The sequence below is a fragment of the Pseudomonas sp. MB-090624 genome, assembly GCF_003205245.1.
Classification (GTDB): Bacteria; Pseudomonadota; Gammaproteobacteria; order Pseudomonadales; family Pseudomonadaceae; genus Aquipseudomonas; species Aquipseudomonas juntendi.
The window spans coordinates 1-19,204 of record NZ_QJRK01000050.1; the positions used below are offsets into that span (position 1 = coordinate 1).

General features: G+C 60.7%; 16 protein-coding genes, 4 tRNA genes, 1 rRNA gene and 1 pseudogene. 14 read left to right on the forward strand and 8 right to left on the reverse strand.

Going from position 1 to position 19,204, the window contains the following annotated elements:
• From rrf to DMX12_RS23565, 3 genes are all read left to right on the forward strand, one after another.
• Positions 1–102, forward strand: a 5S ribosomal RNA gene (rrf, locus tag DMX12_RS23550); the annotation flags it as partial.
• Between the two features lie 221 nt (positions 103–323).
• Positions 324–2,132 (forward strand): ABC transporter ATP-binding protein/permease, encoded by a 1,809-nt coding sequence (locus tag DMX12_RS23560; RefSeq protein WP_110679585.1) that lies wholly within the window; start codon positions 324–326, stop codon positions 2,130–2,132.
• Positions 2,133–2,197: 65 nt separating this feature from the next.
• Positions 2,198–2,758, forward strand: a complete 561-nt coding sequence (locus tag DMX12_RS23565; protein ID WP_054914133.1) for a histidine phosphatase family protein — start codon at positions 2,198–2,200, stop codon at positions 2,756–2,758.
• Here the strand turns inward: DMX12_RS23565 and DMX12_RS23570 are convergent.
• The 4 genes and pseudogenes from DMX12_RS23570 to DMX12_RS23580 all read right to left on the reverse strand — a co-directional run bounded on the left by DMX12_RS23570 (position 2,740) and on the right by DMX12_RS23580 (position 6,566).
• Positions 2,740–3,525: a sulfite exporter TauE/SafE family protein gene (locus DMX12_RS23570; protein WP_009682648.1), complete on the reverse strand. Its 786-nt coding sequence runs from the start codon at positions 3,523–3,525 to the stop codon at positions 2,740–2,742. The genes DMX12_RS23565 and DMX12_RS23570 overlap by 19 nt on opposite strands.
• A 133-nt stretch (positions 3,526–3,658) precedes the next feature.
• Entirely contained in the window at positions 3,659–4,399 is a 741-nt protein-coding gene (locus tag DMX12_RS30435) for a methyl-accepting chemotaxis protein (protein WP_370593823.1), read from the reverse strand.
• Between the two features lie 114 nt (positions 4,400–4,513).
• Positions 4,514–5,545, reverse strand: a pseudogene (gene mcpA, locus DMX12_RS30440) (methyl-accepting chemotaxis protein McpA); the annotation flags it as partial.
• A gap of 142 nt (positions 5,546–5,687) precedes the next feature.
• Positions 5,688–6,566, reverse strand: a complete 879-nt coding sequence (locus tag DMX12_RS23580; protein WP_110679587.1) for a LysR family transcriptional regulator — start codon at positions 6,564–6,566, stop codon at positions 5,688–5,690.
• A 101-nt stretch (positions 6,567–6,667) separates the two neighbouring features.
• Here DMX12_RS23580 and DMX12_RS23585 point away from each other — a divergent pair, with 101 nt between their 5' ends.
• The gene (locus tag DMX12_RS23585) at positions 6,668–7,096 is read left to right on the forward strand and encodes a PACE efflux transporter (RefSeq protein ID WP_009682645.1); all 429 of its coding nucleotides are present in this window, start codon (positions 6,668–6,670) and stop codon (positions 7,094–7,096) included.
• 86 nt (positions 7,097–7,182) lie between these two features.
• Here DMX12_RS23585 and DMX12_RS23590 read toward each other — a convergent pair whose 3' ends face one another.
• The 4 genes from DMX12_RS23590 to folD form a co-directional block, all read right to left on the reverse strand.
• A complete protein-coding gene (locus tag DMX12_RS23590; protein WP_054905976.1) occupies positions 7,183–7,851 on the reverse strand; it encodes a GntR family transcriptional regulator in 669 nt (222 codons plus the stop codon).
• 16 nt (positions 7,852–7,867) lie between these two features.
• A complete protein-coding gene (locus DMX12_RS23595) occupies positions 7,868–8,572 on the reverse strand; it encodes a FadR/GntR family transcriptional regulator (protein ID WP_029884962.1) in 705 nt (234 codons plus the stop codon).
• Between the two features lie 44 nt (positions 8,573–8,616).
• On the reverse strand, positions 8,617–9,927 hold the full coding sequence (locus DMX12_RS23600) for a C4-dicarboxylate transporter DctA (RefSeq protein ID WP_009682642.1): 1,311 nt from the start codon (positions 9,925–9,927) through the stop codon (positions 8,617–8,619).
• A 427-nt stretch (positions 9,928–10,354) separates the two neighbouring features.
• Positions 10,355–11,209 (reverse strand): bifunctional methylenetetrahydrofolate dehydrogenase/methenyltetrahydrofolate cyclohydrolase FolD, encoded by an 855-nt coding sequence (folD, locus tag DMX12_RS23605; RefSeq protein ID WP_009682641.1) that lies wholly within the window; start codon positions 11,207–11,209, stop codon positions 10,355–10,357.
• Positions 11,210–11,479: 270 nt separating this feature from the next.
• Here folD and DMX12_RS23610 point away from each other — a divergent pair.
• The 10 genes from DMX12_RS23610 (at position 11,480) to hupB (ending at position 19,088) form a co-directional block, all read left to right on the forward strand.
• A tRNA-Arg gene (locus tag DMX12_RS23610) sits at positions 11,480–11,556 on the forward strand.
• 41 nt (positions 11,557–11,597) lie between these two features.
• Positions 11,598–11,673, forward strand: a tRNA-His gene (locus DMX12_RS23615).
• Between the two features lie 51 nt (positions 11,674–11,724).
• Positions 11,725–11,809 (forward strand) — tRNA-Leu (locus tag DMX12_RS23620).
• A 36-nt stretch (positions 11,810–11,845) separates the two neighbouring features.
• Positions 11,846–11,921 (forward strand) — tRNA-His (locus DMX12_RS23625).
• A 195-nt stretch (positions 11,922–12,116) separates the two neighbouring features.
• Positions 12,117–12,416, forward strand: a complete 300-nt coding sequence (locus tag DMX12_RS23630; protein ID WP_110679588.1) for a DUF6388 family protein — start codon at positions 12,117–12,119, stop codon at positions 12,414–12,416.
• Positions 12,417–12,663: 247 nt separating this feature from the next.
• The gene (gene tig, locus DMX12_RS23635; protein WP_029884960.1) at positions 12,664–13,977 is read left to right on the forward strand and encodes a trigger factor; all 1,314 of its coding nucleotides are present in this window, start codon (positions 12,664–12,666) and stop codon (positions 13,975–13,977) included.
• Positions 13,978–14,069: 92 nt separating this feature from the next.
• Positions 14,070–14,711, forward strand: coding sequence for an ATP-dependent Clp endopeptidase proteolytic subunit ClpP (clpP, locus tag DMX12_RS23640; RefSeq protein ID WP_009683825.1), 642 nt, complete (start codon positions 14,070–14,072; stop codon positions 14,709–14,711).
• A 108-nt stretch (positions 14,712–14,819) separates the two neighbouring features.
• Positions 14,820–16,103, forward strand: coding sequence for an ATP-dependent Clp protease ATP-binding subunit ClpX (clpX, locus tag DMX12_RS23645; protein ID WP_054911999.1), 1,284 nt, complete (start codon positions 14,820–14,822; stop codon positions 16,101–16,103).
• Positions 16,104–16,266: 163 nt separating this feature from the next.
• Complete coding sequence (gene lon / locus DMX12_RS23650; RefSeq protein WP_009683827.1) at positions 16,267–18,663, forward strand: endopeptidase La; 2,397 nt, start codon at positions 16,267–16,269, stop codon at positions 18,661–18,663.
• 152 nt (positions 18,664–18,815) lie between these two features.
• The gene (gene hupB / locus DMX12_RS23655; RefSeq protein ID WP_054883552.1) at positions 18,816–19,088 is read left to right on the forward strand and encodes a nucleoid-associated protein HU-beta; all 273 of its coding nucleotides are present in this window, start codon (positions 18,816–18,818) and stop codon (positions 19,086–19,088) included.
• Positions 19,089–19,204: the final 116 nt, after the last annotated feature.

A 19,204-nucleotide genomic window follows, 5' to 3' on the forward strand; every position in this document is an offset into this window, starting at 1 on the left:
AGCATTGGAACCACCTGATCCCATCCCGAACTCAGCAGTGAAACGATGCATCGCCGATGGTAGTGTGGGGTTTCCCCATGTGAGAGTAGGTCATCGTCAAGATTCATTTCGCAAAACCCCTATCTGCACATGCAGGTAGGGGTTTTGTCTTTGTGCTCCAAAAAAGTCCCCCGGCCTCACAACAATCCCTGTGGGAGCGGGCGCGCCCGCGAAGCAGACAACGCGGTGGCTGGCACCGGCTTTCATGAAATGTACGTCATGTATGCCTGAAGCGTTATAGGGCAGTGCTACGCTCGCGGAAATACTCAGCACGGACATTCACCATGGACATGAACTGGCACCAGGCATTGCAAGAGAGCCTGAGTTGGCTGGCAATCGCCTCGTTCATCACCTTTGTCGGCTTCACAGCCGCCGCTATTCTGGCCATACGCTACACCCGCTGGGGCAGCCAGTTCTGGCAACTTGCGGGGCCTTATTTCAGTTACAAACGCAGTTGGCGGCCACTGCTGGTGTTTGCCTTGCTGCTGGTCCTGACGTTGTTTTCCGTACGCCTCAATGTGCTGTTCTCGTTCTGGTACAACGGGTTCTACAGCGCTCTCCAAGGCTTGAATCAAGGGGCATTCTGGTACCTGCTCGGGGTCTTCGCCGTGCTGGCCAGCATCCATGTGCTGCGCTCGCTGTGCTCTTTCTATGTGAACCAGGCCTTCAGCATCACCTGGCGGGTATGGTTGACCGAGCGCCTGACCCGTGACTGGATGCACGGTGATGCTTACTACCGTGGACAATTTCTTGCCGAACCGGTCGACAACCCCGACCAGCGTATCGAGCTGGACGTAAACGCCTTCGTCAGCAACTCCCTGTCCTTGGCCTTGGGGGCAGTCAGTGCGCTGGTGTCCCTGGTGGCGTTCACCGGGATCCTCTGGGGGTTGTCAGCGCCGTTGGCCGTGGCCGGTGTTGAAATTCCCAGGGCGATGGTGTTTGCCGTGTACCTGTATGTGGTCGTCGCCACCTGGATCGCCTTCCGCCTGGGCCAGCCTTTGATTCGCCTGAACTTCCTCAACGAAAAGCTCACCGCCAACTTCCGCTATGCGCTGATGCGCCTGCGTGAGAATGCCGAGAATGTCGCTTTCTACCAAGGTGCCGAGGTTGAGCGGGGCACCTTGCTGGGGCGCTTCGCGGCACTGATCGTGAATGCCTGGGCGCTGGTATTCCGAAACCTCAAGTTCAGTGGTTTCAACCTGGGGGTCAGCCAGGTGGCAGTCGTGTTCCCGTTCATTCTGCAGGCACCGCGCTTCTTCAGCGGGGCAATCAAGCTGGGTGACGTCATGCAAACGTCTCAGGCATTTGGGCAGGTGCAGGATGCACTCTCGTTCTTTCGTGAATCGTACGATGCATTCGCGCAGTACCGGGCTACGCTGGACCGTCTGACCGGTTTTCTCGATGCCAACGCGCAGGCAAGGGCATTGCCGCGGGTACTCACCGCGGAGCAGGCCCATGCGCTGCAGATTGCCGACCTGAAAGTGCTGCGCCCGGACGGACACGCCCTGATCACTGACCTGAACCTGAGCCTGCAAGCTGGCCAGGCGCTGTTGATCAAGGGGCCTTCAGGCAGCGGCAAGACCACCCTGCTACGCGCCCTGGCTGGCCTGTGGCCCTATGCCGAAGGGGAGGTGCGGCGCCCACTGGGCCATCAGGCGCTGTTCCTGTCGCAGCGTCCCTATTTGCCTTTGGGGGACCTGCGCACGGTCATTGCCTACCCGGCGGTGGGGCAGCCCGAGGATCAGGCGCGTATGCAGCAGGTACTGCACCAGGTCAATCTTGGGCACCTGGCCGAGCGCCTGGAGGTCAGCTGCGATTGGTCGCATATTCTGTCGGTGGGCGAGCAGCAGCGCCTGGCTTTTGCCCGGGTTCTGTTCAACCGGCCGCAGGTGGTGTTTCTTGATGAGTCCACCTCAGCGATGGATGAGGGGCTCGAGCATGCCCTGTATGCGCTGCTGCGCTCGGAAATGCCTGGGGCACTGTTGCTCAGTGTCGGGCACCGCAGCACCCTGGCAGGTTTTCATACTCACCGGCTGGAGGTGGATGGGCGTGGCGGTTGGTCATTGGTGGCGCAGGCGCCTGCGCTGGCATAGTGTTCAGCATGCCTGCCTCGCAGCATGCCAAGCACTACGCACCAGCCCGCCACCCGAGGCACTTGATGAAAGCTACCCGTTTGACCCTTATTTGCCATGCCCTGACTCAGGCCCAGAAGACCGGCCGCCTGCACTGCGCCGACGACGGCATCCTGCCGCTTTCGCAACCGCCGGCGCCTCTCCTGCCAGCGGTGCAACTGCTGACGGCGCCAGAGCGGCGCGCCTGCGAAACAGCGGCGTGGTTGTCGAGCACGGTGCATGTCGAGCCCGCCTTGGCCGATTGCGACCTCGGGCATTGGCAGGGCATGGCGCTGAAGCAGTTGCAGGCCGAGCAGCCAGAAGCGTTGGCCGATTGGTTGCAGGAGCCAGCCAGTAACGTGCATGGCGGGGAGTCGTTCGCTGCGCTGTGCCAGCGGATGGCCGCCTGGCTGGCGGCTTTCGACAGGCCGGGTGAATGGCTGGCGGTAACCCATCCGCAGGTCATGCGTGCCGTGCTGGTGCAGGTACTGGGCTGCCCGATGAGTGCCGGGCAGCGTATCGATGTGTTGCCGCTGTCACGCCTGGAACTGAGCCATACCGGGCAGTGGCGGTTGCGCCTGGGTGAGGTTCAGAACGCCAGCTTGTAGCCGATCAACAACAGCATGGCGGCCAGGCACGGACGCAGCACGCGGTCGGAGATCCGCCCGGTCAGGTGGCTGCCCAGGTAGATGCCCGGCAGAGAACCCAGCAGCAGGTAGCCCAGTAGCGACCAGTCCATATTGCCCATGCCGGCATGGCCAAGGCCTGCCACCAGCGTTAGCGGCACGGCATGGGCGATTTCCGTACCGACCAGGCGACGGGTGACCAGAAACGGGTAGAGCAGGAATAACGCCACGGTACCCAGGGCGCCGGCGCCGATGGAGGTCAGGGTCACCATCACCCCCAGCACCACGCCGGTCAGCACGGTGAGGGTGTTCAGGGTACCTGCGCTGAGGTGGTAGTGATCGCCGGCATGGTGGCTGGCGAAAGCCTGCAGCCGCGATTTGAACAGAATGGCCAGCGCGGTGAGGATCAACACCACCGCCAGGCCTTGCTTGATGATGGCATTAAGCGCCGATGTGTCGGTATGCAGGGTGCTCAGGAACCACAGGGTCAATGCGGCCGCAGGCACGCTGCCGAGGCTGAGCAGGCCGGTGATCTTCCAGTCGATGTTCTTGTTGCGTGCATGCACCCAGACGCCACTGGCCTTGGTGATGGCGGCATAGAGCAGATCGGTGCCGACGGCCGTCGCCGGGTTGATACCGAACCACAGCAGGATCGGGGTCATCAGCGAACCGCCACCGACGCCGGTCATACCGACGATGAAACCCACGACCAGTCCCGCAATGGTGAAACCAAAAGAACCTACATCCATACGCTACTCGACCGCCCAACATTGCCCGTTATCGGATGCAGCCAGCATATAGATTTTTTTATAGCCAAATAGACTTGTTCGTTATTAGGTTATAACCGGGTAAAGATGGGGGCGCTGGGCGCCCCCCGGCTTCTCAGATCCGGAAACTCCCCACCAGCTGCTTCAAGCGGCCGGCCTGCTGCGCCAGTTGATCGCAGTGGCGCAGGGTTTCGTTAAGGTTCTCCACCCCTTGCTGGTTCAGCGCATTGATCTGGGTAATGTCCAGGTTGAGGCTTTCGACCACGGCGGTCTGCTCTTCGGTCGCGGTGGCCACCGACTGGTTCATGCCGTCGATTTCGCCAATACGCTGGGTGACGCTGGCCAGCCGCTCACCGGCCTGGTTGGCCACTTGCACGGTTTGCTCGCTGGACACCTGGCTGGTGTTCATGGTGTGCACCGCTTCGCGTGAACCGACTTGCAGGCTGGTGATCATGCGGTGGATTTCTTCTGCCGATTCCTGGGTCCGGTGGGCCAGGTTGCGCACCTCGTCGGCCACCACGGCAAAGCCTCTACCCGCTTCGCCCGCGCGTGCTGCCTCGATCGCAGCGTTCAGTGCCAGCAAGTTGGTCTGCTGCGAGATGCCTTTGATCACGTCCAGGATCTTGCCGATTTCATCAGTGCTGGCATTGAGCGTTTCAATCTGTGCGCACGATTCGCTGATGCGCTGCGACAGCGCAGTCATGGCGTTGATCGCTTCTTCCACCACTTCCCGGCCACCGTGGGCCTGCTCGCTGGCACCACTGGCATGCTGCGAGGCATCTGCGGCGTTGCGCGCGATTTCCTGGGTCGCGGCGCCAAGCTCGTTGATGGCTGCGGCCACGCTGTTGGTGCGCATGCTCTGCTCTTCGGAGCCACTGATCGACGCATTCGACGCGCTGACCACTTTCTCCGACAGGTCATGCACCAGGCGGGTGGCCGACGACACTTCGCTGATCGAGGCGTGAATGCGTTCGACAAAGCGGTTGAACGACGTTGCCAGTTCGCCGAATTCGTCCTGGTTCTGCACCACCAGACGGCGGGTCAGGTCGCCTTCACCCTCGGCGATGTCGCGCATGGCGCGGCCCATGGTGGTCAGCGGGCGCATCAGTAGTGGAATCAGCAGGCCCAGCAGGCCGGCAATGGCCGCCACGGCAATCAGCATGGCGATGATGGCCGATGTGCGGAACTGGCTGAGTGCGGCGTAGGCCTTGTCCTTGTCGATCGACAAGCCGATGTACCACTGGGCCGAAGGCAGCCCGGCGACCGGCGCGAACGAAATGATCCGGTCCTGGCCGTTCAGGGTGACATCCTGCATGCTGGCGGCAACGCGCAGGTCGCTGCCGGGGTAGATGTCCTTCAGGTTTTTCATGACCTGGTCTTTGTTCGGGCTGACGATCACCTGGCCATTGGCATCGGCGAGGAAGGCGTGGCCGAGGCCACCGAAATCCACCGAGTTGATGATCTCCACCAAGGTATCGAGGGTCAGGTCACCGCCAACCACACCAATCATTTCCCCCGTGGCCTTGCTTTTCACCGGGGTGGCGATAGTGACCATCAGGCCGCCGACCGCACCCTGGTACGGTGGCGTCAGCACCGTTTGCCCGGCATTGGCCGCCGCTGCATACCAGGGCCGTTGCCGTGGGTCGTAGCCGGCAGGCATCTGGGCGTCCGGGCGCTGGGTGAACACGCCGTTGGCCTGACCGAGGTAGGTGAACAGGAAGTTGCGCGTGTAGGAGGGTTGCTCGATCAACCCGGCCAGGGTCTCGCCGGCACCCTGCTGGCCGATATCCTGGGCCAGGTTTTCCAGCACCAGGATGCGGCCGCTCATCCAGTTTTGCACGCTGCTGGCGGTCAAGGCCCCGGCCTGCTGCACCGAGGCTTCTATGTTCTGGCGGATAGTGTTGCGTTGCAGGTAGTCGTTATAAAGCGTGAACAGGGCGAATGCCAGGACCACGACGCCGCAGGCACTGAGCAGGATCTTGTGGCGAAATTTCAGGTTCATGTTTCGAGACCTTGAGCCAATGTGGGGAGGACGCAGCGCGCTTATGACGTTCTGCGGGGCCTATCGACCGGGATATCGGCTCGGGGGGTAAAACATTGAAGTACTTACAGTAATTTCTTACAGACCTTTCGACAGACGGCACTCAGCCCTTGGTCAGTTGCTCTATCAGCAACCTCGCCGCTTGCTGCAGTGGCTGTTGTTTGCGCCACAGGATATGCACCGGCAGTTGCAACTCGTTGCGCGTATTACGAAAGGCCAGGCGCACCAAGCGCCCGGTTGCCAGCAGTGGGGCTACCCGAGACAACGGCAGGTCGCCCCAGCCCAGGCCGGCTTCGACCATCTGCAGGGCCAGGTCGAAGCTGTCGGTCGACCAGTGCGTGGCGCCGATCAGCGGGCGTGGATCGGCCAGCGGCAGGTCCCGGCTGCGCACGAGGATCTGGCGCACCCGGGTCAGGTCTTCGAGGTAGTGGATGCGTGCTTCACGCAGCGCCGGGTGGCTAGGGGCGAGGGTGGCTACCAAGGCTTCCATACCGATATGTTGAAAGCCCCGGCGCGCATCCACCTGCAGGCCAGCGAAGGCCACGCAAAGATCGGCGCGGCCGCTGTCCAGCAAGTGCAGGGCCTCTTCCTGCGGGGCGCTGAGCAAAGCGATATCGAGCAATGGGTGGCGCACACCGAGGTCGGCGATAGCCGCCAGCAACGGGCGGTGATCGATGTCCGGCACCACCGCCAGCGTCAGGCTGCTTTCAAGCCCCTGCGAGAGCTCCAAGGCATGGACTTGCAACAGCCCGAGTTGCTCGGCAATCAGCCTGGCGTGCGGTTCCAGGGCCAAGGCCCGGGCGGTGGGCCGAACTTCGCGGGGCCCGCGTTCGAACAAGCTGTATCCCAGCTCCGCTTCCAGATTGCCAATGGCCATGCTGACCGCCGACGGGACCCGTTTGAGGGCGCGAGCGGCGGCGGAGAACGAGCCGCGGTCGAGCACGGCAAGAAACAGCTGGATGTTGTCGCTGGAAAAGTTCATGGCAGCCTCCTGTCAGCAGATCTGACAGCTGCTGACTTTTGCTGTCAAGCGAGGTGAAGCATTATCGCACGCTTCGTTATTGGGATTGGAGGGCAATGCAGGTGCAGGGTTTGAAGCGCAAACTGGTGTATGTGACGTGCTATGAGCTGATAGGGCTGAGCATGTCGACCCTCGGGCTGGCTTATCTGTCAGAGACCCAGGCGTCGCATACCGGGCCATTGGCGGTGATGATCACAACCATTGCCATGCTCTGGAACCTGATTTTCAACACGTTGTTCGAGCGCTGGGAAAGCCGCCAGGCCAAGCGCGGCCGCAGCGTGGCGCGACGGGTGGCGCATGCGGTCGGCTTTCAGCTGACCCTGGTGGTGTATCTGATCCCGCTGATTGCCTGGTGGCTGGACATGACACTGGTAGAGGCACTGCTGGTGGACATGGCGTTCATTGTGCTGATCCCTTGCTACACCTTCGCCTACAACTGGGTGTTTGACCGGATCTTCGGCTTACCGACCTCGGCCATGGCCAAGGCTTGACTCGGGCGCTACAGGCCACCGCCTGGTACACCCGCTGCTGGACCGGTGCATGGCCGTCAGGAGCGGGCTTGGCCCTTGCGCGCGGGCTACGCCAGGTCGAGTTTCTCCTCCAGCCGGTCGAGGTGGGTGTGCATGAGCCCCAATGCCGCCTCGGCATCGCCTTGCTCCACGGCATCGATGATCGCCGCGTGTTCTTCCCACGCACAATGTTCGCAGCACGGCGACTCGTAGCGGGCAATGATCAGCGAGGTCATCGGCACCAGGCCGTTGAGAAACCGTGCCAGGGGCGCATTGGCCGCCACTTGCGCCAGTTTGAGGTGGAACTCGCCACCCAGGCGGATCGCCGCGCAACGCTCGCCACTTTCATGGTGCTGGCGCTCACGTTCAACCAACTGGCGCAGTTGGCGTATCTGCGCAGGGCGGGCGCGCTGTGCGGCCAGGGTGATCAGGGTGGTCTCCGCCAGCCGCCGGGCACTGAGCACCTGCCGCGCCTGCTCGGGGTCAGGGGCTGCCAGGTGCGCGGTGTGGCTTGGGCGCTGCACCACCACTTGCTGGTCACACAGGCGCCCGAGCACGCGGCGGATCACGGTACGGCTGACCCCAAACGCCTGGCCCAACGCCTGCTCGGGCAGCAGGCTGCCGGGGGGCAGGCGCTGTTCGAGAATGGCGTCGAACAGCCGTGGGTAGATTTGCTCGGCCGACAGGCGGGTTTCGCCGGCCGCGAGCAGGGCAGGCAAGTGGGGGGCGGCGTTCATGGTCGCTCTCCTCAGGTCATGGATGCAGGTGTTCATCCGGGATGTTCAGCGGGATGCCCATGCGCGCGCCCTCGGCCAGGATGTGCTGGCGCATCTGGGCACTGGCCAGGGCACTGTTGCGTTCGCGAATGGCGCGTACCACTGCCTCGTTCTCCTTCAGCCTTGCCGCCAGATGCTCCGGTGAGTTGCGCAGCATGTCGGCGCTCTGTTTAAGGGCGTTGCCGGTCTGCTGCACGACACTCTGGAAGATCGGGTTGGTGGTCAGGGCGAAGAGGGCCTCATGGAAAGCGATATAGGCCCTGACCCCAGCTTCGCTGTCATCGGCCTCCAGCGCTTCGCGCATGTCCATCAGGGTGAGGCGCAACTGGCCAACATCCTGGCTGTTGGCCGATTGTGCCACCAGGCCGACGATGAACGGTTCAAGGGTGTAGCGCAGTTCCAGTACGTCAGCCAGGCTGGCGGCGGCGCTGGTATCCAGCCCCGGTTCCAGGGCGGCAGCTTCGGCCTCCAGCACCAGTACACCCTTGCCCGGCAGCGCGCGCACCAGGCCCAGGGTTTCCAACACGGTTACCGCTTCGCGCAGGCTGGGCCGGCTGATGCCCAGTTGTTCAGCCAGCTCGCGCTGGCCTGGCAGCATGTCGCCGCTGCGCCACTGGCCGCGGGCCAGGGCCTGGCGGAGTTTTTCCACCACTGAATTGACGACGGTCGATGAGCTGATCACGGTTCGCTCCTTGAAGGGCCGGCATCAGTGCCGGCCACGTTCGCTCAGAATTCCTGCTGGTGGGCATTGGGCTGTTTGCGTGGCAACGGGGCAAAGCCGGGTTTGCCTGCCAGTACGTTGTTGGCACGCTCCAGGTCGATGTCCTTTTCCCAGCGGGCAATCGCCACGGTGGCTACACAGTTGCCGATCAAGTTGGTCAGTGCCCGGCCGATGCCCATGAACCAGTCCACGGCAAGTACCAGCACCAGGCCGACAACCGGAATCGCCGGTACGGCAGTCAACGTGGCCGCCAGGATCACCAGCGCCGAGCCAGGGATGCCGTGCGCGCCTTTCGAAGTTACCAGCGACACCAGCAGAATGGTCAGCAGGTCAGTCATCTCCAGCGGTGTGCCGGTGGCGTTGGCGATGAACACGATGGCCAGCGTCAGGTAGATGGAGAAACCGTCCAGGTTGAACGAGTAGCCGGTGGGAATCACCAGCCCCACCGTGGAACTGCCGATGCCCAGGTGTTCCAGCTTGCGCATGATCTGCGGCAGAACGGCGTCGGAAGAGGCGGTGCCCAGCACGATGGTCAGCTCTTCACGCAGGTACTTGATCAGTGGCAGCAGTTTCAGGCCCGACAGGCGCATCACGGTACCCAGCACGATCAGCACGAAGCCTGCACAGGTCAGGTAGAACAGCGCTACCAGGCCGCCCAGGTGCTGCAGCGATTCCAGGCCGTACTTGCTGGTGGTGAAGGCGATGGCACCGAATACACCGATCGGGGCCAGGCGCACGATCATGCCCATGATACGGAAGATCACATGGCTCAGTTCGTTGATCAGCCGCGAAATGCCGGCGGCCGAGTCGCCCACCAGGTTCAATGCGCTGCCGAAGAGCACCGAAAACAGCAGCACCTGAAGGATGTTGTTGTCGGCGAAGGCGCCGATCACCGAGGTAGGGATCAGGTCCATGAAGAACGCTGCGGCGCCATGGATGTGTTGACCGCGCTCGGCCAGGCTGCTGGCATCGGCACTGGACAGTTGGTCCAGGTGAATATTGGCGCCGCTGCCGATGCCGCTGCTGAAGGCGAATACCAGGCCGATCACCAACGCCAAGGTGGTCAGCACTTCAAAGTAGATTACCGACTTCAAGCCGATGCGCCCGACCTTTTTCAGGTCGCCCGCGCCCGAGATACCACTGACCACCACGCAGAACACGATCAGGCCGATGAGCATCTTGATCAGCTTGATGAAGCCGTCGCCTAGGGGTTTGAGTTGTAGCGAAAGGTCGGGGAAGCTGAGGCCGCAGGCAATGCCGAGGGCAAGGCCAAGTACGACTTGCAGGAATATCGAACGCGAGCACCATTTGAGCATGGGAGAAGTCTCAGATCGGTGTCCTTGCTTCGGTAGCCGCACGGGGCGAAAGAGCGCAGGACTTAATTATTGTGGTCTTACCGGTTTGTTCAGCGCGATGCCATAAAAGCGCGAAAAAACGTTCTTTGCAAGGGTTTTTGGCCTTACCGGTCTGACCAGTTATGGGGCAATTGGGCCTGCCGCGCTCTAGTTCGGTGCGCAGCGTGACGTTCATGGTTTGAGCAGGGCATGCGAGCAAGCAGGCTCCCGTGCCGCTGATACCCTTGAACCTGATTCGGGCTGGGCCCGCCCCATACGGCCAGTGCAAACTACCTGCCAATCCCGCCTCGCGTTCGCCATTTCTTGTGGTGCATCAAGCCCGAGCCCTCGAAACCGGGCAAAAAAAAACGGCACCTGCCAGAGGTGCCGTTTTCGCTACGTGCCAACTTTACTTGTGCAGCTCTTGCGCCGCGTACAGCGTGTTCTCCAGCAGGCACGCCCGGGTCATTGGCCCAACCCCGCCCGGCACTGGGGTGATCCAGCCGGCGCGGGGCAGGGCGGTCTCGTAGACCACATCGCCGACCAGCTTGCCGTCCGCCTGGCGGTTGATGCCCACGTCAATGACGATGGCGCCTTCCTTGATCCATTCACCTTTGACCAGGCCCGGCTTGCCCGCGGCCACTACCACCAGATCGGCGCGGCCTACATGGCCGGCCAAGTCCTTGGTAAAGCGGTGGCAAACAGTCACGGTGCAGCCGGCCAGCAGCAGCTCCATGGCCATTGGGCGGCCAACGATGTTGGAAGCGCCGACGATGACGGCGTTCATGCCGTACAGATCCTGGCCGGTGCTTTCCAGCAGGGTCATGATGCCTTTTGGTGTGCACGGGCGCAGCAGCGGAATACGCTGGGCCAGACGGCCGATGTTGTACGGGTGGAAGCCGTCCACGTCCTTGTCAGGGCGAATGCGTTCGAGCAGCAGCGACGCCTCCAGGTGCGCCGGTAGCGGCAACTGCAGCAGAATACCGTCGACGGCCGGGTCGTCGTTAAGACGGTCGATCAGCTCGGTCAGGGCTTCTTGCGTGGTCTCGGCGGGCAGGTCGAAAGCCTGCGAAATGAAGCCGACCTCTTCGCAGTCCTTGCGCTTGTGCGAGACATAGACTTGGGAGGCGGGGTCGGTGCCGACCAGGATCACCGCCAGGCCCGGCGTACGCAGGCCTTGCTGGCGACGCTCCACGACACGTTGAGCGATCTGCTGGCGCAGGCTGGCGGCGATTGCCTTGCCATCGATTAGGTGTGCAGTCATAGACGCGTGATTAACCATCGAGAAGGAAACAATAAAGAGCGCGCATTCTCGCACGACATGGGCGAAGGGCAAAGGCGGGTGGTCGGGCAAATCCCCTAAGCCCTTAAATAATTTAAATTTTTTTGAAAAAGGTGTTGACGACTTTCGGGGTCGCCTATAAGATTCGCCGCACTTGTCGGGCACAGCCTAGCACTGGTTGGCTAAGTCGGGCAGAATGGGTCGTTTGGCAGTTAGCTGTTAAATACTTGTTCGGTTAGGCTTGAAGCTTAAGCGCCCGTAGCTCAGCTGGATAGAGCATCCGCCTTCTAAGCGGATGGTCGCAGGTTCGAGTCCTGCCGGGTGCGCCATTAGGCAGCTTTGGCAAGCAAGTTGGCTGTAATGCAATATGGTGGGCGTAGCTCAGTTGGTAGAGCGCTGGATTGTGATTCCAGTTGTCGTGGGTTCGATTCCCATCGTCCACCCCATATTTTCGAAGGCGCCTCGATAGCATCTGGCGCCTTTGTTTTAAGCGTTACGCGGACGTGGTGAAATTGGTAGACACACTGGATTTAGGTTCCAGCGGCGCAAGCTGTAAGAGTTCGAGTCTCTTCGTCCGCACCATGTTTTTGTAAGGTTGTACCGTAACACCGCTATATGGTGGGCGTAGCTCAGTTGGTAGAGCGCTGGATTGTGATTCCAGTTGTCGTGGGTTCGATTCCCATCGTCCACCCCATATTTTAAAGAGGCGCCTTGGTCGTGAGATCAGGCGCCTTTTTTGTTTTCATTGCTCCGTCATGCGGGCACTGCACGGTTCAGCACAAAATCTTCGTGAGTCCCCCTTGCAATGCTCTGGTGGCAGCCCAATAAAAGCTGTTAGATTTCAGCCGGTTGAAGCGCCGGCCCCGTTGGCCGGCAGAGGAACAGCCCGATGATTGCAAAAGAAGCCCGTCAGGCCTTGGCGCTGCAGCGCTTTGCCGACGCCAACCCGCAGCTGCTCGAGGAAATTCGCGAGCTGGATGCGCGCGAGCAGGCCCAGCAAATCGAGTGGGCGTTCGAAGATGTGGCCCAGGAGCAGGGGCTGCAGCCCTGGGAGCTGGCGCTGCAACTGATCGCCGAAAGCCCGGAACAGTTGCGGGCCATGCGCCTTGAAACGCATCGAGAGGTCGCCGAGGCGCTGGGCCTGGAGTGGGAAGAATACTGTCAGTTCAACGAAGTCGACCCTGAATAAAGGCAGCGAATTCGCCACTGGCAGTTGTTTGACAAGTTATTACGGCTGCACTGCGCCATGGGCAGGGTGCCGCTCTTGATGAAGGAGGCCCGGCGGCACGCCGTGCGGGCCTTGAAAGCTAATCGACCGGCGTGGTTTCCCGTCGTCCCGTGTGGGGTGACTTCTGCCGCGCGACTCACTAGAATGCTTGCCCTTGATTCTGGAGTCGGGCTAACGCCGGCTAACGTCTGTGCAACGAGGAATATCCATGCAAGTTTCTGTTGAAAACACTTCCGCTCTCGAGCGCCGCATGACCATCGCCGTTCCGGCCGAGCGCGTCGAGAACGAAGTCAACAAGCGTCTGCAACAGACTGCCAAGCGCGCCAAGGTTGCCGGCTTCCGCCCAGGCAAGGTGCCAATGAGCGTGATCCGTCAGCGCTTCGAAGCCGATGCACGCCAGGAGGCGTTCGGTGATCTGGTCCAGGCTTCCTTCTATGAGGCCATCGTTGAGCAGAAGCTGAACCCTGCTGGTGCCCCGTCCGTTGAACCCAAGTCGTTCGAAAAAGGCAAGGACCTGGAGTTCGTCGCCATCTTCGAAGTGTTCCCGGAGTTCACCGTTTCCGGCCTGGAGTCGATCAACGTTGAGCGCCTGAGCGCCGAAGTGGCCGACGCCGACCTGGACAACATGCTGGAAGTGCTGCGCAAGCAGAACACTCGCTTCGAAGCTGTCGAGCGCGCCGCGCAGAACGACGATCAGGTCAACATCGATTTCGTTGGCAAGGTCGACGGTGAAGCGTTCGCCGGTGGCTCTGCCAAAGGCACCCAGCTGGTACTGGGTTCCGGCCGCATGATCCCGGGCTTCGAAGACGGTCTGGTGGGCGCCAAGGCTGGCGAAGAGCGCGTTGTCAACGTGACCTTCCCAGAGGACTACCAGAACCTGGACCTGGCCGGCAAAGCCGCCGAGTTCACCATCACCGTCAACAGCGTTTCGGCCCCTGTGCTGCCTGAGCTGAACGAAGAGTTCTTCGCCCAGTTCGGTATCAAGGAATCGACCCTGGAAGGCTTCCGCGCCGAAGTTCGCAAGAACATGGAGCGTGAGCTGCGCCAGGCAATCAAGACCAAGGTGAAGAACCAGGTCATGGACGGTCTGCTGGCCGCCAACCCGATCGAAGCGCCGAAGGCCCTGCTGGAAAACGAAGTCAACCGTCTGCGCGTCCAGGCTGTTCAGCAGTTCGGTGGCAACATCAAGCCTGACCAACTGCCTGCCGAGCTGTTCGAAGAACAAGCCAAGCGCCGTGTAGTGCTGGGCCTGATCGTCGCCGAAGTGGTCAAGCAGTTCGAGCTCAAGCCGGACGATGCCAAGGTTCGCGAGATGATCGAAGAAATGGCTTCGGCTTACCAGGAGCCTGAGCAGGTCATCGCTTGGTACTACAAGAACGACCAGCAAATGAACGAAGTGCGTTCGGTTGTGCTGGAAGAGCAAGTTGTAGATACTGTTCTGCAGAAAGCGACTGTGACCGACAAGTCGGTCTCGTACGAAGATGCCGTAAAACCAGCCCAGGCACCTGCCGAAGCTGAGTAATACGTTTTCTCTCGTAGGAAAACCCCACAAGCCAGCCTTCGAGCTGGCTTGTGCGTTATCAAGCCATGACTATTTGGGAGTGAGCGCAGGACATGTCCCGCAATTCTTATATTCAGCAGAGCTCTGACATCCAGGCCGCAGGCGGCCTGGTCCCGATGGTTATCGAGCAGTCCGCCCGTGGCGAGCGTGCGTACGACATCTATTCGCGCCTGTTGAAGGAGCGAGTGATTTTCCTGGTTGGCCCGGTTGAAGACTACATGGCCAACCTGGTCGTAGCGCAGATGCTGTTCCTCGAAGCGGAAAACCCGGACAAGGATATCCATCTCTACATCAACTCCCCGGGCGGCTCCGTCACCGCGGGCATGTCGATCTACGACACCATGCAGTTCATCAAGCCGGACGTCTCGACCATCTGCATCGGCCAGGCCTGCAGCATGGGCGCCTTCCTGCTGGCCGCAGGTGCCAAGGGCAAGCGTCACTGCCTGCCGAACTCGCGCGTGATGATTCACCAGCCGCTGGGCGGCTTCCAGGGCCAGGCGACCGATATCGAGATCCATGCCCAGGAAATCCTCAATATCAAGGCGCGCCTGAACGAGTTGCTGGCCTACCACACCGGCCAGGATCTGGAGACCATCAAGCGTGACACCGAACGCGACAACTTCATGAGCGCCTCGCGCGCAGCCGAGTATGGCCTGATCGACTCGGTCTACGACAAGCGGCAACTGGCCTCCTGAACCGGGGGGTCAGAGCAGGTGGGTGCCCAAAGCGCCCACCTGCGGACTTGAAAAAGCCCGCAATTGCCTTCATCTTGTGTTGCAAGCCTACCGGATTGGATCGATCGAATGACTGACACCCGTAACGGCGAGGACAGCGGCAAATTGCTCTATTGCTCCTTCTGCGGCAAAAGCCAGCACGAAGTGCGCAAATTGATTGCCGGGCCCTCGGTATTTATCTGCGACGAGTGCGTCGACCTGTGCAATGACATCATCCGTGAGGAGGTGCAGGAAGCCCAGGCCGAGAGCAGCGCGCACAAATTGCCTTCGCCGAAAGAAATCAGCGGCATCCTGGACCAGTACGTCATTGGTCAGGAGCGCGCGAAAAAGGTGCTGGCTGTAGCGGTGTACAACCACTACAAGCGCCTTAACCAGCGTGACAAGAAGGGTGACGAAGTCGAACTGGGCAAGAGCAACATCCTGCTCATCGGGCCTACTGGCTCGGGCAAGACCCTGCTCGCCGAAACCCTGGCACGCCTGTTGAACGTACCGTTCACCATTGCCGACGCCACCACCCTGACCGAGGCCGGTTATGTGGGTGAAGACGTCGAGAACATCATTCAGAAGCTGTTGCAGAAGTGCGACTACGATGTGGAAAAGGCCCAGATGGGCATTGTCTACATCGACGAAATCGACAAGATCTCGCGCAAGTCGGACAACCCGTCCATCACCCGTGACGTCTCGGGCGAGGGCGTGCAGCAGGCGCTGTTGAAGCTGATCGAAGGCACCGTGGCCTCGGTACCGCCGCAAGGGGGGCGCAAGCACCCGCAACAGGAGTTCCTGCAGGTTGACACCCGCAACATCCTGTTCATCTGCGGTGGCGCGTTCTCGGGCCTTGAAAAGGTCATCCAGAACCGTTCCACCAAAGGTGGCATTGGTTTCGGCGCTGAAGTGCGTAGCAAGGAAGAAGGCAAGAAGGTTGGCGAGTCCCTGCGTGAGGTCGAGCCGGACGATCTGGTCAAGTTTGGCCTGATTCCGGAGTTCGTCGGCCGCCTGCCGGTTCTGGCTACCCTGGACGAGCTGGACGAGGCTGCATTGGTGCAGATCCTCACCGAGCCGAAGAACGCCCTCACCAAGCAGTATGCCAAGCTGTTCGAGATGGAAAGCGTCGACCTGGAGTTCCGCAGCGATGCGCTCAAGGCCGTGGCACGCAGGGCTTTGGAGCGCAAAACCGGCGCCCGTGGCCTGCGTTCTATTCTCGAAGGTGTGCTGCTCGACACCATGTACGAGATCCCTTCGCAGAAGGATGTCAGCAAGGTGGTGATCGACGAGAGCGTCATCGACGGCACTTCGCAGCCGCTGATGATCTACGAGAACAGTGAGCCGCAAGCCAAGGCTGCGCCAGACGCCTGATACAGGCAAAGGCCAGTTTGTGGTTGCAAGCATGAAGGGGCCTACGGGCCCCTTCATGCTTTTCCTGTGCTAATGCTTGTAATTTCCCAAGCCTGCCCCCACATTAGGTCCAAGCATCATTTCCACCGGTTTCCGGCCACAAGGCCGCTGTAGAGGCGAAATCATGAAGACCACCCTCGACTTGCCTCTTTTGCCATTGCGCGATGTCGTTGTATACCCGCACATGGTTATCCCGCTGTTTGTGGGGCGTGAAAAGTCCATCGAAGCCCTGGAGGCTGCGATGACGGGCGAAAAGCAGATCCTCCTGCTGGCCCAGAAAAACCCAGCCGATGATGATCCTGGCGAAGACGCCTTGTACCGTGTCGGTACTGTTGCCACCGTGCTGCAACTGTTGAAGCTGCCTGATGGCACCGTCAAGGTGCTGGTCGAAGGCGAACAGCGTGGCGCCGTCGAGCGCTTCACCGAAGTGGAAGGGCACATCCGTGCCGAAGTTTCGCTGATCGACGAAACCGACTCCGCCGAGCGCGAGTCGGAAGTTTTCGTGCGCACGCTACTGTCGCAGTTCGAGCAGTATGTGCAGCTGGGTAAAAAAGTCCCTGCCGAAGTGCTGTCGTCGCTGAACAGCATCGAAGAGCCAGGGCGGCTGGTCGATACCATGGCTGCGCACATGGCCCTGAAGATCGAGCAGAAGCAGGAAATCCTCGAAATTGTCGACCTCACCGCCCGCGTGGAGCACGTGCTGGCACTGCTGGATGCCGAAATCGACCTGTTGCAGGTGGAAAAGCGCATTCGCGGTCGGGTCAAGAAGCAGATGGAGCGCAGCCAGCGCGAGTACTACCTGAATGAGCAGATGAAGGCCATTCAGAAAGAGCTCGGCGATGGTGACGAAGGCCACAACGAAGTCGAAGAGCTGAAAAAGCGCATCGAAGCTGCCGGCCTGCCCAAGGATGCCTTGACCAAGGCCCAGGCTGAGCTCAACAAGCTCAAGCAGATGTCGCCCATGTCGGCCGAAGCCACCGTGGTGCGCTCGTACCTCGACTGGCTGGTGCAGGTGCCGTGGAAGGCCCAGAGCAAAGTCCGCCTGGACCTGGCCAAGGCCGAGGAAATCCTTGATGCCGACCATTATGGCCTGGAAGAGGTCAAGGAGCGCATCCTCGAGTACCTCGCCGTACAGAAACGGGTGAAGAAAATCCGTGGTCCTGTGCTGTGCCTGGTAGGTCCACCCGGCGTCGGCAAGACTTCGCTCGCCGAATCGATCGCCACCGCCACCAACCGCAAGTTCGTGCGCATGGCACTGGGCGGGGTGCGTGACGAAGCCGAGATCCGTGGTCACCGTCGTACCTACATCGGTTCGATGCCGGGCCGCCTGATCCAGAAGATGACCAAGGTGGGTGTACGCAACCCGCTGTTCCTGCTCGATGAAATCGACAAGATGGGCAGCGACATGCGTGGCGACCCTGCCTCGGCGTTGCTCGAAGTGCTCGACCCGGAGCAGAACCACAACTTCAATGACCACTACCTGGAGGTCGACTACGACCTCTCGGACGTCATGTTCCTGTGCACCTCGAACTCTATGAACATTCCACCGGCGCTGCTGGATCGCATGGAAATCATCCGCCTGCCGGGGTACACCGAGGACGAGAAGATCAACATCGCCATCAAGTACCTGGTGCCCAAGCAGGTCAAGGCCAACGGCTTGAAGAAAGACGAGTTGGAGGTCGATGTCTCGGCGATTCGCGACATCATCCGCTTCTACACCCGTGAGGCCGGTGTGCGTGGCCTGGAGCGGCAGATCGCCAAGGTTTGCCGTAAAGTGGTCAAGGAACATACCGGGCAGAAGCAGGTCAAGGTCAAGGTGGCCAGCGAACAGCTGGAGCACCTGCTGGGCGTGCGCAAGTTCCGCTACGGCCTGGCCGAGCAGCAAGACCAGATCGGCCAGGTTACCGGCCTGGCCTGGACCCAGGTGGGTGGCGAGTTGCTGACCATCGAAGCCGTGGTTATCCCGGGCAAGGGCCAACTGATCAAGACGGGCTCGCTGGGCGATGTCATGGTCGAATCGATCACTGCCGCGCAAACCGTGGTGCGCAGCCGCGCCCACAGCCTGGGTATAGCCGCCGGCTTCCACGAGAAGCACGACGTGCACATCCACATGCCCGAAGGGGCCACACCGAAAGACGGCCCGAGTGCCGGTATCGGCATGTGCACCGCGTTGGTCTCGGCCCTTACGCAGATTCCGGTGCGCGCTGATGTCGCCATGACGGGTGAAATCACCTTGCGCGGCCAGGTGCTGGCAATTGGCGGGTTGAAGGAAAAACTGCTGGCAGCACATCGGGGCGGTATCAAGACGGTCATCATTCCGGAGGAGAACGTTCGCGATCTGAAGGAAATTCCGGAAAATATCAAACAGGATCTGCAGATCAAACCCGTCAAATGGATTGACGAAGTCCTGCAAATTGCGCTGCAATACGCCCCGGAGCCCTTGCCAGATGTGGCTCCTGAGATCGTCGCGAAAGAAGAGAAGCGCGACAGCGATGCCAAGGAAAGAATCAGCACGCATTAGTGGTTTTTGTCTGGGAGGCTTTCCTTGACAGTTTTTTCGAGGCCTTGCTATAAAGCGGCTCGTTATTGTCAACAAGCCTCCCAACGTACGTTTCGTAAGCTTTCCATTACATACTTAGAAACAAACTCAATAGAGAAATAAGGGGACTTAGAGTGAACAAGTCGGAACTGATTGACGCTATCGCCGTATCGGCTGACATTTCCAAAGCTGCTGCAGGTAAGGCTCTGGACGCTGTGATCGACTCCGTAACCGGTGCCCTGAAAGCAGGCGACGACGTCGTTCTGGTTGGCTTCGGAACCTTCTCGGTCAAAGAGCGCGCCGAGCGCACTGGCCGTAACCCACAAACCGGCAAGGCGATCAAGATTGCAGCCGCCAAGGTTCCAGGTTTCAAGGCAGGCAAAGGCCTGAAAGACGCCGTCAACTAAGTCGTCTTCAGCCGGACCCGGCCAGGCCTGGTCCGAGCACGCTGATGGCGGGGCGCAAACGTTCCCGCCTGACACGTTTGCTAAGCAAAGGCGCATCCTCGGATGCGCCTTTCTTT

What these genes read in the sequence shown, in the direction of transcription:
- lon (WP_009683827.1), top strand. Translation starts at nt 16,267, where the DNA reads ATGAAGACCACCCTCGACTTGCCTCTTTTGCCATTGCGCGATGTCGTT.
- tig (WP_029884960.1), top strand. Translation starts at nt 12,664, where the DNA reads ATGCAAGTTTCTGTTGAAAACACTTCCGCTCTCGAGCGCCGCATGACC.
- DMX12_RS23570 (WP_009682648.1), bottom strand. Translation starts at nt 3,525, where the DNA reads ATGGATGTAGGTTCTTTTGGTTTCACCATTGCGGGACTGGTCGTGGGT.
- DMX12_RS23560 (WP_110679585.1), top strand. Translation starts at nt 324, where the DNA reads ATGGACATGAACTGGCACCAGGCATTGCAAGAGAGCCTGAGTTGGCTG.
- DMX12_RS30435 (WP_370593823.1), bottom strand. Translation starts at nt 4,399, where the DNA reads ATGCGCACCAACAGCGTGGCCGCAGCCATCAACGAGCTTGGCGCCGCG.
- DMX12_RS23565 (WP_054914133.1), top strand. Translation starts at nt 2,198, where the DNA reads ATGAAAGCTACCCGTTTGACCCTTATTTGCCATGCCCTGACTCAGGCC.
- DMX12_RS23600 (WP_009682642.1), bottom strand. Translation starts at nt 9,927, where the DNA reads ATGCTCAAATGGTGCTCGCGTTCGATATTCCTGCAAGTCGTACTTGGC.
- clpX (WP_054911999.1), top strand. Translation starts at nt 14,820, where the DNA reads ATGACTGACACCCGTAACGGCGAGGACAGCGGCAAATTGCTCTATTGC.
- DMX12_RS23590 (WP_054905976.1), bottom strand. Translation starts at nt 7,851, where the DNA reads ATGAACGCCGCCCCCCACTTGCCTGCCCTGCTCGCGGCCGGCGAAACC.
- DMX12_RS23580 (WP_110679587.1), bottom strand. Translation starts at nt 6,566, where the DNA reads ATGAACTTTTCCAGCGACAACATCCAGCTGTTTCTTGCCGTGCTCGAC.
- DMX12_RS23630 (WP_110679588.1), top strand. Translation starts at nt 12,117, where the DNA reads ATGATTGCAAAAGAAGCCCGTCAGGCCTTGGCGCTGCAGCGCTTTGCC.
- clpP (WP_009683825.1), top strand. Translation starts at nt 14,070, where the DNA reads ATGTCCCGCAATTCTTATATTCAGCAGAGCTCTGACATCCAGGCCGCA.
- folD (WP_009682641.1), bottom strand. Translation starts at nt 11,209, where the DNA reads ATGACTGCACACCTAATCGATGGCAAGGCAATCGCCGCCAGCCTGCGC.